The 12,516-nt window shown below is 73.3% G+C and carries 13 protein-coding genes; 3 read left to right on the top strand and 10 right to left on the bottom strand.

What is annotated here, in order from left to right:
* Window positions 1-106: 106 nt before the first annotated feature.
* The 3 genes from ACVUH9_RS07905 to ACVUH9_RS07895 all read right to left on the bottom strand — a co-directional run bounded on the left by ACVUH9_RS07905 (window position 107) and on the right by ACVUH9_RS07895 (window position 1,748).
* Window positions 107-721: a hypothetical protein gene (locus tag ACVUH9_RS07905; protein WP_475755627.1), complete on the bottom strand. Its 615-nt coding sequence runs from the start codon at window positions 719-721 to the stop codon at window positions 107-109.
* 89 nt (window positions 722-810) lie between these two features.
* A complete protein-coding gene (locus ACVUH9_RS07900) occupies window positions 811-1,410 on the bottom strand; it encodes an SRPBCC family protein (protein WP_475755625.1) in 600 nt (199 codons plus the stop codon).
* Between the two features lie 65 nt (window positions 1,411-1,475).
* On the bottom strand, window positions 1,476-1,748 hold the full coding sequence (locus ACVUH9_RS07895; RefSeq protein WP_475755624.1) for a hypothetical protein: 273 nt from the start codon (window positions 1,746-1,748) through the stop codon (window positions 1,476-1,478).
* Between the two features lie 110 nt (window positions 1,749-1,858).
* Here ACVUH9_RS07895 and ACVUH9_RS07890 point away from each other — a divergent pair, with 110 nt between their 5' ends.
* Window positions 1,859-2,647 carry a ParA family protein gene (locus ACVUH9_RS07890; RefSeq protein WP_475755622.1) on the top strand — a complete coding sequence of 263 codons (789 nt, stop codon included), beginning with the start codon at window positions 1,859-1,861 and terminating at the stop codon, window positions 2,645-2,647.
* A 36-nt stretch (window positions 2,648-2,683) separates the two neighbouring features.
* Here ACVUH9_RS07890 and thrB read toward each other — a convergent pair whose 3' ends face one another.
* On the bottom strand, window positions 2,684-3,556 hold the full coding sequence (gene thrB, locus ACVUH9_RS07885; protein ID WP_475755621.1) for a homoserine kinase: 873 nt from the start codon (window positions 3,554-3,556) through the stop codon (window positions 2,684-2,686).
* A gap of 243 nt (window positions 3,557-3,799) precedes the next feature.
* Between thrB and ACVUH9_RS07880 the strand changes: the two genes are divergently transcribed.
* Complete coding sequence (locus tag ACVUH9_RS07880) at window positions 3,800-4,750, top strand: polysaccharide deacetylase family protein (RefSeq protein WP_475755618.1); 951 nt, start codon at window positions 3,800-3,802, stop codon at window positions 4,748-4,750.
* A 96-nt stretch (window positions 4,751-4,846) separates the two neighbouring features.
* On the opposite strand, the gene thrC is transcribed toward ACVUH9_RS07880, so the two are convergent.
* Together thrC and ACVUH9_RS07870 are read right to left on the bottom strand one after the other, a co-directional pair.
* Window positions 4,847-5,875, bottom strand: coding sequence for a threonine synthase (thrC, locus tag ACVUH9_RS07875; protein ID WP_475755647.1), 1,029 nt, complete (start codon window positions 5,873-5,875; stop codon window positions 4,847-4,849).
* A gap of 98 nt (window positions 5,876-5,973) precedes the next feature.
* The gene (locus ACVUH9_RS07870) at window positions 5,974-7,218 is read right to left on the bottom strand and encodes a homoserine dehydrogenase (RefSeq protein WP_475755616.1); all 1,245 of its coding nucleotides are present in this window, start codon (window positions 7,216-7,218) and stop codon (window positions 5,974-5,976) included.
* A 38-nt stretch (window positions 7,219-7,256) separates the two neighbouring features.
* Here ACVUH9_RS07870 and ACVUH9_RS07865 point away from each other — a divergent pair, with 38 nt between their 5' ends.
* Window positions 7,257-7,952 carry an HAD-IA family hydrolase gene (locus tag ACVUH9_RS07865; protein ID WP_475755614.1) on the top strand — a complete coding sequence of 232 codons (696 nt, stop codon included), beginning with the start codon at window positions 7,257-7,259 and terminating at the stop codon, window positions 7,950-7,952.
* Window positions 7,953-8,013: 61 nt separating this feature from the next.
* Here ACVUH9_RS07865 and lysA read toward each other — a convergent pair whose 3' ends face one another.
* The 4 genes from lysA to ACVUH9_RS07845 form a co-directional block, all read right to left on the bottom strand.
* A complete protein-coding gene (gene lysA / locus ACVUH9_RS07860) occupies window positions 8,014-9,306 on the bottom strand; it encodes a diaminopimelate decarboxylase (protein ID WP_475755613.1) in 1,293 nt (430 codons plus the stop codon).
* Between the two features lie 92 nt (window positions 9,307-9,398).
* Entirely contained in the window at window positions 9,399-10,229 is an 831-nt protein-coding gene (locus ACVUH9_RS07855) for a hypothetical protein (RefSeq protein WP_475755611.1), read from the bottom strand.
* Between the two features lie 102 nt (window positions 10,230-10,331).
* Complete coding sequence (locus ACVUH9_RS07850) at window positions 10,332-11,093, bottom strand: prolipoprotein diacylglyceryl transferase (RefSeq protein WP_475755609.1); 762 nt, start codon at window positions 11,091-11,093, stop codon at window positions 10,332-10,334.
* A 102-nt stretch (window positions 11,094-11,195) separates the two neighbouring features.
* Window positions 11,196-12,416 carry a murein hydrolase activator EnvC family protein gene (locus ACVUH9_RS07845; RefSeq protein ID WP_475755607.1) on the bottom strand — a complete coding sequence of 407 codons (1,221 nt, stop codon included), beginning with the start codon at window positions 12,414-12,416 and terminating at the stop codon, window positions 11,196-11,198.
* Window positions 12,417-12,516: the final 100 nt, after the last annotated feature.

Genomic DNA, 12,516 nt, shown 5'->3' with positions numbered 1-12,516 from the left:
TGCCTCGTTGAACGGCAGGCCTCCGGCCTGCCGGGTCCCTCCGGGACCCGGCACCTAGACCGGAACAACCTCCCTAGCCCTTACACCTAGGCGGCGCCGGACCCGATCAGACGTCGAGGTCGACGGCGGCGTGTCCGCCGGTCGGACCCTCGATGTTCAGCCTCAGCGGACGGTTCTCCAGCGACGACTGCGGGATCTTGAACAGCAGCAGCTCGGCCTGGGTCGTGCTCGTCCCGGCCGGGCTGTCCGGCAGGGGCAGCACGCCGAGCGCGTTGGACGTGCCGGCCGCGAGCATCGCCTGCGTGTAGAGGAACGGGTTCGGCGGGTTCGTCGGGTCGGTCGGGGTGACCGGCTTGAAGACGTGCTCCTCCGCGTTCGGCGCACCCTCGACGTACTGGCTGTCGTGGATCTCGAAGCCGTTCAACGCCGCCGACTGCAGCGGCTTGGAGTTCTCGTTGTAGGCCGCGATGAAGACGCCGAAGAAGACCTCGTCGTCGATCTGCCGGGTCGGGTTCGTCTTGAGCGCGACCTGGCTGGCCGTCAACCCGCGGACGTACTCGGAGTCCTCCGGGTCGACCTTCTCGGGGTTGCCCCGCGCCGCGGGGTTCTCGAAGTCGCCGGGGTTGAGCTGACGGGAGATCTGGACCTGATACTTCAGGTATGGACCACCCTTTGGACCAACGTCCACGAAGACCGCCTCGGTCTCGGCGTGGGTGACCACGTCTTCCTTCGTACCACAGGCGGTGAGGGCAGTGGTCGCCAGAGCGACCGCAAGCAGAGGGATGAGCCGCTGACGCATGGCGCGGGAGTTTAGTCGAGCGACCGCGAACCCGCGTGTGCGCGCACCGGCCCCGTCTCGACGGGGGCCTCCGCGAGCCGCGGATCGAGCCGGAATCCGGAGGCCGGCTTGCGTGCACCACCGGCGATCGTGACCCGGCCGGAGGACTCGGCGCCCTCCTCCAGGATCGCGCGCAGACGCTGCAGTCCCTTGTGCAGACCCCGCCGCGCCACCCCGGTCTGCCCGGCGACGAACTCCATCAGGCGATCGGACGGGAGCTTCGGCTCGGTCTCGACCGTCCACTCGACGCGGACCGTACCGGCGCTCTCCTGCTTGACCCTGATCTCGCCGTGGACGAGCGTGCGGTCGTACTTGCCGCCGCGGCCGACGAAGGCGATCCGGTGCGGCTCCTCGACCTCGGTGAAGGTCACGTCGAAGTAGGAGAAGCGGTTGAAGCGCAGCTTGGCGCGGACGCGGGCGCCGGCGCCGAGGCCGATCGAGTCCTCGCGGGTGAGGTGCCAGTCGACCAGGCTGTGGTCGAGGAACCCGCGATGGTTGGCGATGTCCGCCAGATAGGCGAACACCTCCGCCCGCGGGCGCTGGATGACGATCGAGGCGCTAACCGGGTCCACCGCTCCAGTGTAGCCCGCGAACCCGCTCCTCCTCCGCCCCGTCGCCCGCGACGACGGCGAGCGGTCTACGCGGCGTCGCGCCCGACCCGCGGCTGCATCCGGGTGGCGCGGATCTCCTCGCCGTGACGGACGGGGATCGAGGCGATCGGCTCGTCCTTGCGCGCGACCCGGCAGAGCGCGCAGAACGTGCGCTGCTTGGGGTAGCGGTAGACGACCTCTCCCACCAGTGGTGTCCGCTTGCAGCGGTCGCAGCAGAGTCGCTCGGCGTGCAGCGAGGAGACCGAGACCCGGAGCAGGTGTCGTTCCAGGTCGGCTTCGGAGATCGGCTGGCGGCGCATCACATCGCCCGCTTCGCCGCCGAACCACGGGCTCCTCCTCCGGGCCCCCTCCGGAGTCCGCTCCGTGTCTGATTCGGGTGTCGCCGGCCCCCGTCCCTAAACTCCGGCGCATGGCCCACCGGATCGCTGTGCTGTCCCAGAAGGGCGGCACCGGCAAGACGACGACCGTCCGCACGCTCGCCGACGCCTTTCGGCGGGCCGGGCTCTCGGTCCTCGCGGTCGATCTCGATCCCCAGGGGAACCTGTCGGACTACTTCGACGTTCCCCCCGACGCCCAGCCAACGGTCGCCGACGTCCTCTCCGGCCACGCCACGCTCGCCGACGCCACCCACGAGGGGATCGTCCCCGCCAACCTGCTGCTCGCCGAGGCGGAGCTGAGCCTCGCGGGCCGGATCGGACGCGAGCTGTCGCTGCGCAAGGTCCTGCGCGACCAGGACGGCCACGTCGACGTGATCCTGCTCGACTGCCCGCCGAACCTCGGCCTGCTGACCGTCAACGCGCTGGTCGCCGCCAGCCACGCGCTGATCGCCTGCGAGGCGCAGTACTTCGCGCTTCAGGGGGTCGAGCAGGCGCTCCAGGTGATCGAGCTCGCCCGCGACGGCCTCAACCCCGATCTCGTCTGGCTCGGGACGGTCGTGACCAAGGCCGACCTGCGGACCGTCCACTCGCGTGAGGCGGTCGAGCAGCTGCGGGAGGCGCACCCCGACAAGGTCCTCGACAGCGTGATCCGCCAGTCGATCGCCTACGCCGAGTCGGCCGAGCGCGGGGTCTCGATCCTCGACCACCGCCCCGCCCTCGGCGCCGACTACCTCGCGCTGGCCGCCGAGGTCAGCGGCCGGATCGGCGAGGACGCCGCTCGCCGCAAGCTGGTCCGGATGGCCAAGGCCGCCCAGGCCTGAGCCGGGCCACGCCGGCGGCGACCGCTTGCGGCGCGCTCAGTCGCCGCTGACGGCGGCGACGACGCGCGCGCCCTCGGCCACGAACGGGGCGTGCAGCACTCGTCCCCAGCCGGCGGACCGCTCGGTCGCGACGTCGACCACCGACGCCGCGTCCTCCGACCGCACCCAGAGCATCACCGTCGGCCCAGCCCCGGAGACCGTCGCGCCGATCGCACCGAGGCTGGTGGCGTCGTCGACCAGCTCCGACGAACGCGGGTAGAGCGCCGCGCGGTGCGGCTGGTGGAGGACGTCCTGCAGGCTGTGGGCGACGATCTCGAGGTCACCGCGCTCGAGACCGACGGCCAGCGACGCGCCCCAGGCGACGTTCGCGGTCGCGTCCTCCAGCGGCACGTGCGGCGGGAGCACCGCGCGGGCGGCCGCCGTCCGGACCGCCTCGTCGGGCACGACGAAGACGGCCTCGAGGCCGGCGGGCGGATCGATCCGGACCGTCCAGGTGCCGTCGGTCAGGACGAAGCCGCCGAAGAGCGCGGCCGAGACGTTGTCCGGGTGGCCCTCGATGTCGACCGCGAGCGGGAGCAGGGCCTCGGGAGTGGTGCTGCCGCCGTCGAGGGCCGCGGCCGCGGCGAGGCCGGCGACGATCGCGGTCGCGCTCGAGCCGAGACCGCCGGCGAGCGGGATCTCGGTCCGGATCCGGAAGGTCAGGCCGTCGGCCGGGCGCAGCCGCTCGAAGGCCTGCACGATCGCGTTCTCGCGGTCGGTCGGCAGCGGCAGATCGTGCTCGACCGCGAACGTCCCGGTCTCCTCGACCTCGACGTGCAGCCAGAGCCCGATGGCGGCGGCCATGCAGTCGAAGCCCGGACCGAGATTCGCACTGGAGGCAGGAACGGAGACGCTGACGGTTCGACCCATGCGCAGGCGACCTTACTGGACCTCGGGGGACCGTCGCCGACCCCTGCGCACACGTCGGATGGAGACGTCGGCGCCCCTGAGGACGGAGGACGCGGGCAACCACCACGACGCGGCAGCGGCCCGCCGACGGTCGCCGGCACCGCCCGTCCGACGTCGTCCCGGAGACCGCTCGTCGGCCGCCGCCCGCAGCTCGCCGAGCCGAGCACCAGACCGCCACGGGCACCGGTGTGGCAGCCTCCGCGGATGGCCTCGCCCCGACGTCGCGCACCGTCGCTGCTGCCCGTGATCGCCGTCCTCGCGGTGGTGCTGGTCGCGGCGCTGGTGCTGCTGGCCACGCGCGACGGCGATCACCCGGCGACGACGACCGCAACCGGGACCACCACCGCCAAGCGGGAGACGCCCCGCGACGGCGGTGCCCGGACGACCGCGGACGCGGCCACGAGCCGCGAGCGCGAGGTCGCCGGCTGGCCGCTCGAGGGGGCTGCCGCGCAGCGGGCGCCGGTCCCGATCCTGATGTACCACCTGGTCGCGAACGCGCCCGCCGGGACCGCCTATCCCGATCTCTGGGTCGCCCCGGAGCGGTTCCGGCAGCAGGTCGACGCGCTCCGCGCCGCCGGCTTCACGGCGGTCACGATGAGCGAGGTCTGGGCCGCCTGGCACGAGGGCGGCCGGCTGCCCCGTCGCCCGGTCGTGCTCAGCTTCGACGACGGGGACATCACCCACGCGCTGAACGTCGCCCCGGTCATGAAGCAGGTGGGCTGGCCGGGCGTCCTCAACCTGGCCGTCAACCACCTCGGCAAGGGCGGCCTGCCGGTCTGGGGCGCCAAGCGGCTGCTGAAGCAGGGCTGGGAGATCGATTCCCACACCACCGACCACCTCGACCTGACCACGCTCGACGCGGCCGGCCTCGAGCGGGAGCTGGCCGGCTCGCGGCGGTTGCTCCGCAAGCGGCTCGGGGTCGAGACCCGCTTCCTCTGCTACCCGGCGGGCCGCAACGACGCGACCGTCCGCTCCGCCGCCCGCCAGGCGGGCTACGTGGCCGCGACGACCGTCGATCCGGGACGGGCCCGCCGCAGCGACGATCCGTTCCTGCTGCCGCGGATCCGGGTCGAGCCGACGACCACCGGCACGCGACTGGTCGAGCAGGCTCGCGGCACCGCTGCGGCGCCTGCGGCCGGCAACGCGCCGGCTTGAGGTCCTGAGGTCGCGGGACTCCCCCGCGACCCGGTCGCTCGTCGGCCGCACAGCCGGCGAGCGGGGTCGGGACCGAACCGGCCCGACCGCGGGCCCTCAGCCCAGCAGGATCTTCTCCAGCGCCTTCAGCGTCGGCTCGCAGGGGACCACCGGCGACGACTCGTCGAGCGCCGTCTGCGGGTCCTTGAGGCCGTGGCCGGTCAGCACGCAGACGATCCGCCGCGCGTCGCCGGCGCCGTGCTTGAGCAGCCCCGCGACCGAGGTCGCCGAGGCGGGCTCGCAGAAGACGCCCTCCTCGCGAGCGAGGTAGCGGTAGGCGTCGAGGATCTCCTCGTCGGTGACGTCGGCAACGCTGCCGCCGGAGCCGGTCATCGCCCCCATCGCCTCCTCCCAGCGGGCCGGGTTGCCGATCCGGATCGCCGAGGCGACGGTCTCGGGGTGCTCGACCATCTCGCCGCGGACGAGCGGGTTGGCGCCGCGGGCCTGGAAGCCGAGCATCCGCGGCAGCTTGATCGACGGGTCCTCGTCGGCGAGCTCGCGGAAGCCCTTCCAGTAGGCGGTGATGTTGCCGGCGTTGCCGACCGGGATGCAGAGCGCGTCGAGCTGCCCGTCGAGGTCCTCCATGACCTCGAAGGCGGCGCACTTCTGGCCCTCGATCCGGAAGTCGTTGACCGAGTTGACGAGCGCGATCGGGTGCGAGTCGGCGATCTCGCGGACCAGACGCAGCGCCTCGTCGAAGTTGCCGCGCAGGGCGATCACCTGGGCGCCGTGCATCAGCGCCTGGGCGAGCTTGCCGGCGGCGATCTTGCCGTCGGGCACGAGCACGACCCCGCGGATCCCGGCGCGCGCGGCGTAGGCGGCCAGCGCGGCGGCGGTGTTGCCGGTCGAGGCGCAGATGACCGCTTCGGCACCTTCGCGGACGGCGGCGGAGACCGCGCAGGTCATCCCCCGGTCCTTGAACGACCCGGTCGGGTTGAGGCCCTCGTACTTGAGGTGGACCTCGGCCCCGACCCGCTCGCTCAGGCGCGGCGCGTGGATCAGCGGGGTCGAGCCCTCGTTGAGGCTGATGATCGGGTCACCGGGCGAGAACGGCAACCGGTCCATGTAGCGCTCGATCAGGCCCATCCGGCGGATCGAGTCGGAGCCGGTCAGGCGGTGGCCGGCACGGGCCGCGTCGCCCCCGCTCGGCGGAGTCAGGGCGTCGGGCGAGGTCGGGTGGCTGTTCACGACGCGAACTCCTCGTCGATCACGCGGATCGCCCGCGGCGGAGCCGTCACGAAGTCCTTGGAGGCGATCAGCTGGACCGCGCCGTAGAAGTTCGACTCGAGCACCGGGTGGACGACCAGCACCAGCCGGGCGCCGTTGCCGCTGCCGACGCCCTTCTGGATCACGCTCTTGACCGAGACGCCCTGGAGGCCGAGGACCTGGGCGATCTGCGCCAGCACGCCCGGCTTGTCGTCGACCTCGACGTGCAGGTAGAAGCTGGAGACGACGTCGTCGACGAAGCCGAGCTTGTTCTGCGTCGGCGGCGTCTGGGCCGGCGGGATCATCGCGCTGATCACGTCGCCGATCACCGCGGTCGCCGTCTGGGGACCACCGGCGCCGGGGCCGGAGAGGGTGATCTCGGTGATCGCCGGCGACTCGATCGTGACCGCGTTGAACGAGCCGTCGACCGACGAAAGCGGATGGCCGGCGTAGAGGAACGCCGGGTGGACGCGGACGGCGAGCTTGCCGTCGAGCCGCTCGGCCGTGCCGATCAGGCGCAGCGAGAGGCCGAGGTCACGGGCGTAGGCGATGTCCTCGCCGGTCAGGTGCTCGATGCCCTCGTACGACACGTCCGAGAGGTGGACCGGGGTGTCGAAGGCCAGGCGCGCGAGGATCGCCATCTTGGCCGCGGCGTCCTTGCCGGTGACGTCGTCGGTCGGGTCGGACTCGGCGTAGCCGAGCCGCTGGGCGTCGGCCAGGGCCTCGGCGTAGGACGCGCCGGTCGCCGACATCTGGGTCAGGATGTAGTTCGTCGTGCCGTTGACGATCCCGTGCAGGCGCTCGATGTGCTGACCGGTCAGCGACTCCTGGAGCACGCGGATGACCGGCACCACGCCGGCGACGGCGGCCTCGAACCGCAGCTGGACGCCCGACTCGCGAGCGATCCCCCACAGCTCCTCGCCGTGCTCGGCCAGCAGCTGCTTGTTGGCGGTGACGACGTGCTTGCCGGCCCGCATCGCCCGGGTGACGTAGTCGCGGGCGGGCTCGATCCCGCCCATCACCTCGACGATCAGGTCGCTGCCGGCGAGGATCTCGTCGAAGTCGCCGCGACTCCGGGTCAGCACCCCCGAGAGCTCCGGCCGCAGGCCGGTCACGTGGGCGATCGCATCGGCACGCTCGGGAAGCAGCTCGGCAACCGCCGAGCCGACGGTGCCGTGGCCGAGCAGGCCTACGCGGAACGGGGCTGGGGCATCCGGCGTCATGGGAGGCGGATCATCGCACGCCCCGTAGGCTCGGGGAGATGCGCGCGATCCTCTCCGATCTCGACGGCACCCTGGTCGACTCCACCGACGCCGTCCTGCGGGTCTGGCACGGCTGGATGCGCGACCGCGCGGTGACCCCACCCAGGCCGGGCGAGCACCCCCACGGGATCCCCGCCCGTCAGGTGGTCGCGCAGCTCGCACCGCACCTGGATGCCCTGGCGGAGGCGCAAGAGCTGGAGCGACGCGAGATCGAGGACCTCGACGGTGTCGTCCCGCTGCCCGGCGCCCTGGCGCTCCTCCGTGCCGCCGTCTCGGCCACCGAGATCGCCCCGGAGGCGCGGGCCGTGATCGCGGCCGCGGCGACCGGTGCAGCCGATGGAACACTCGTCCAGGAGCAGCTGCCGCCGATCGCCGTCGTGACCTCGTGCACTCGGCCGCTGGCGCTCGCCCGGCTGGGCGCGTGCCGGCTCCCGATCCCGCGGGTGCTGGTCACCGCGGAGCTGACGCTGCGCGTGAAGCCGGACCCGGATCCGTACCTGCTCGGGGCGGAGCGACTCGGGGTCGCGCCCGCCGACTGCGTGGTGCTCGAGGACGCCCCGGCCGGGATCGCGGCCGGACGAGCGGCCGGCATGCGGGTGGTCGCGGTCCGCGCCTCGCACCACGACGAGGATCTCGTCGACGCCGACGAGATCGTCGACGACGTCGCGAGCTTCCTCGCGCGGTTCAGCGCCTGAGCCACCCGCTCGCGCGGCATCCGCTCGGCGGTCGGCCCGTGGGGATCGTGGGATCGCCCGCCTAGGCCTCGGCGGGCACGTCCCGGCTCCAGAGCTCGTCGATCCGCTCGCGCCGCACGACGACCCGCGAGCGACCGCCGCCGACGAACACGACCGGCGGCCGCGGGACGCCGTTGTAGGTGTTGGCCATCGCGTAGCCGTAGGCCCCGGTGACCGGGGTCACGAGCACGTCGCCCGGCCGCGGCCGCTCGAGCCGCGCGTCGGCGACCAGCACGTCGCTCGACTCGCAGTGCTTGCCCGTCACCGTGCACCCGCTCCGGGCCTCGTCCGGCCCCGCGAACCGCTGGTCGACGTGCTGGACCTCGTAGCGGGCGCCGTAGAGCATCGGCCGCAGGTTGTCGGCCATCCCGCCGTCGACGCCGACCCAGGTCGAGACGTTGCGCTTGACCGTCTGGACGGTGTAGAGCGTGACCCCGGCACGGCCCACGAGCGAGCGCCCCGGCTCGTCGGAGATCCGGACCCGGTCGCCGATCAGCTCGCGAACCGCGTCGACCTTGACCCGCACGTAGTCCTCGACCGACGGCAGCTGCGCGACCTGGTCGGCGGTGTAGGCGACGCCGAGCCCGCCGCCGAGGTTGACCTCGTCGAGCCCGTCGGCCAGCGGTGCGATCGCCGCGACGGCGCGCCGGAAGACGTCCAGCTCCAGCAGCTGCGAGCCGATGTGGAAGTGCAGGCCGTCGAGGCGGAGCGACGGCAGCTGACGGATCCGGTCGATCGTCGCGCGGGTCTCCTCGATCCCGAGCCCGAACTTCGAGTCGGCCTGCCCGGTCGAGATCCCGTCGTGGGTCTCGCCACGGACGTCGGGGGTCACGCGGATCGTGACCGGCTGCACCCGCCCCCGCTCGGCCGCGATCCGGGCCAGGCGCTCGACGTCGTCGCCGTTGTCGATCACCACGTGGCGGATCCCGTGCTCGACCGCCGCGGCCAGCTCGGCCTCGGACTTCGCGTTGCCGTGCAGGTGGATCCGGTCGGGGGTGAAGCCGGCGTTCAGGGCGAGCGCCAGCTCGCCGCCGGAGGCCACGTCGCAGCCAAGCCCCTCCTGCTCGATCGTCCGCAGGACCGCCGTGCAGGGACAGGCCTTGGAGGCGAACGAGACGTGGGCACCGGGCGCGCGGCGGTCGAACGCCTGACGGTAGGCCCGGGCCTGCTGGCGTAGGTCCTCCTCGACCACGACGTAGGCCGGCGTCCCGTGCTCGCGGGCCAGGTCCGCGGCGGAGCAGCCGCCGAGCAGCAGGCCGCCGCGCTCGTCGAGCGCGCTGCCGAGGGGATAGACGGCGAGAGGATCCGCGACCATGGGCGCGGGATGATGCCAGCGGCCGGGCGCGAACGGCGTCCCGGATCGCCCGTGGCGTCCGCCTTCCACCGGCACCGTGCCGGTGTCCCGGCTCAGGGGGCCTTGCCGGGCTTCCCGCCGAGCAGGCCGCCGACCAGGTTCCCGACGCCGCGAACGGTGTTGTCGAGCACGTCGCCGACGCCACCGACGACGCCACCGACGGTCGTGTCCCGCCCCCCGAGTCCCTCGGAGAGCCCGTCGGTCGCCGACTTGACCCCGCTGCCGACCGCGTCGGTGACCCCTTGGACGGTGTCGCCGACTGTGGCCGGGCGGGCCGCCGGGGTCGTCGGAGCCGTCGGGGTGGGGGTGGTCGTTCCGGAGCTGGCGGGCGCTGTCGGCGCGGTCGTCGGCGTCGGCGTGCTCGGAGCGGTCGTGACCGGCCGCCCGCCGCCCCCGCCGCTCGGGCCGGGGTAGTTGCTCGGACTGGGCCGTCGGCTCGAGGAGCCTCCGCCGCCGGACGCCCCTCCCCCGCCGGTCGTGGCCTCGCCGTCGGCGGAGCCGTTGCCGGGGGCGTTCGCCCCGGAAGCGCTGGTGCTGCCGACCCGCGCGGCTTCCCGTCCACCGCCCGCCGAGCCGGAGCCCGCCCGACTCGCTCGGACGCTGGAGCGGGGGCCCGGCGCGCCGTCGGCGGTGTCTCCGGCCTCGGACCCGCCCGGGTCTCCGACGACCAGCGGCGTGAGCCCCGCTCCGTCGCCTGCCTGGGCGATCAGCGAGGTGCCGCTCGCCCCTGGCGCGTGGACGACGATCTCAGCCCCACTGCGGGTTCCCGGCAGCGAGACGACGCCGGTGCCCTGGAGCACGCCTGCCGCGCCGCCGACGACCACGAGCACCGCGACCACCGGCATCGCACCGAGGCCGGCCCCGGGCACCATCGAACGCCACACGCGGTCAAGGTCCACGGTGTTCCAGTCGACGCGTGGAAGGCGCACCCCAAGCGGGGTCCGAGGGCCTCAACGGATGTCGTAACGACGCGGGACGAGCACGGCTCAGGCGGTGCGCGTCGCGGGCGGCGTCGGGCGGCGCAGGAGCCAGGTCAGCAGCGCGCCCCCGATCAGGATCATCACCAGGCTCGTGACCTGGGCCTGGGTCAGCCCCAGCGACGAGGTCGGGTTGTGCCGCCAGAACTCGATCACGAACCGCTCGGCCCCGGCGAAGACCAGGTAGAGCGCGAACAGCCCGGCCGGCGGCAGGCGGTCGCGGAGCTGCCACAGGACCAGCGCGGCGAGGCCCATGATCAGCGACTCGTAGATCGGCGTCGGCTGGACCACGTCGTCCGTGGGCACGACCCCGTTCGGGTAGGCCATCGCCCACGGCAGGTCGGAGGGCTTGCCGTAGTCGCCGTCCCCGGAGACCTGGCAGCCGACGCGGCCGATCGCGTAGCCGAGCGCGAGTGCCGGTGCCGCGGCGTCGAGCAGCGACAGGTTCAGTCGGCGCCGCCAGGCCGCCCAGGCCAGCACCGCGAGCGCGCCGCCGAGCGCGCCGCCGTACCACGTCAGCCCCGCGCCACCGGTCAACGAGCCCAGCAGATCGCCCTTGGACTCGTCCCAGTTGTCGACCAGCCAGTAGAGCCGGGCGCCGACGAGGCCGCCGAGCAGCGCCGCGAGCAAGGCCTCCGTCGCCTGTTCGGCCGGCCACTGCAGCTCACGGAAGCGACGCGTCAGCAGGGCCCCCGCCGCCAGGAACGCGAGGGCGAAGCAGAGCCCGAACGTCTTGAGGGGAAGACCCAGGAGATCGATCTCAGGCTGCACGCGGCACAGGCTACCGTCGCCACCGGCCTGTGGCCGCGGCGGTCCCGAGCGGTGCCGGTGACCCGGAGGCCCGGGCGGGCCACCGGGCCCGCCACGCGACTCCTAGAGGTAGCCCATCGGGTCGCGCTGGACGCCGCCGACCCGGGTCTCGAAGTGGATGTGCGGACCGGTGCTGTTGCCGGTGTTGCCGCTGGCAGCGATGACCTGGCCCTTGCTGACCCGCTGGCCGACGCTCACGCCGAGCCGCGAGTTATGGCCGTAGCACGTGGACAGTCCGCCCCCGTGGTTGATGCAGATGTAGTTGCCGTAGCCGCCGACCCAGCCGGCGATCGCGACCGTCCCGGAGGCCGCCGCGTGGACCGGCGTGCCGACCGGCACCGCGATGTCGATGCCCCCGTGGAGGCGACCCCAGCGGAAGCCGAAGGGCGAGGTGAACTGGCCGTTGGCCGGCCAGTCGAGCGCGCCGCTGCCATGCTTGACCCCGCCGCCGCTGGGCATCCCGGAGAGCTGGCCCTGGATCTTGGACTCCTCGCGCTCGAGGCCCTTGAGGTGCCCTTCGAGCTCCTTGCGCTCGCTCGAGACGCCGGACAGCAGCTTCTTCCGCTTCGCCCGGACGTCGTCGATGCTGGCGCGGGCGCCGACGAGCCGGCCCTTGACCTGGACGATCTCGTCGCGGCGGGCCTGGATCCGCGCCGTCGCGCCGCGCTGGGTGCGCTCGAGACCGCTCAGGCGGGCCTCGGTCGCGACGGCCTCGCCCTTCGCCTCGCGGACCGTGCGGATGACCTGCTGGTCCTGGCGGCCGATCCGCGAGAGGAACTCACCGCGCTCCAGCAGGTCGGCGAAGCCCTTGCTGTTGACGACGACCGAGACCAGGTCGGGCTTGTCGGCCTGGTACAGCTCGACGAGCCGCGCGGACAGGACCTTGCGGGCCTTGCCGAGACGGGCACGGAGCCGCACGAGCCGCTGGCGCTCCGACCGCAGGTCGCCCTGGGTCTTGGTCAGGATCGCCTGGCTGCGATCGAGGTCGGACTGGACCCCGTCCTGCTGGCGCTGGAAGCCGTCGATCTTGCCCTGGAGACCGCTGATCCGGGTGTTGAGGCCCTGGATGTCGGCGGTCAGCACGCGCTCGCGGCTGCGGCGCCGATCGATCTTGCCCTTCGCCGTCCCGATCTTGTTGCGGAGCTGATCGAGCTTCTGCTGAGACGCAGCGTCCGCCGACGGTGGACCACCGGCGAGCCCGGCGACGGCCGCGACCACGACGATCAGCAGCAGGGCGAGCCCGGCGGTCGGCAACGAGCGGAGGCGAAGGATGAAGTGGGGCACGGAAGGCAAGAGGAGGAACCGGTGCGGTCTCGGAAGCGTGGTCGACCGTCGGCCGGAGCGTCGGTCCGTCCGGAACGGACGACGTCGGCCGCCAGCGGAG

Source organism: Patulibacter ginsengiterrae (assembly GCF_056269115.1).
The sequence above is the reverse complement of the archived record's forward strand: the minus strand, read 5'-3'. Positions and strand labels throughout refer to the sequence as shown.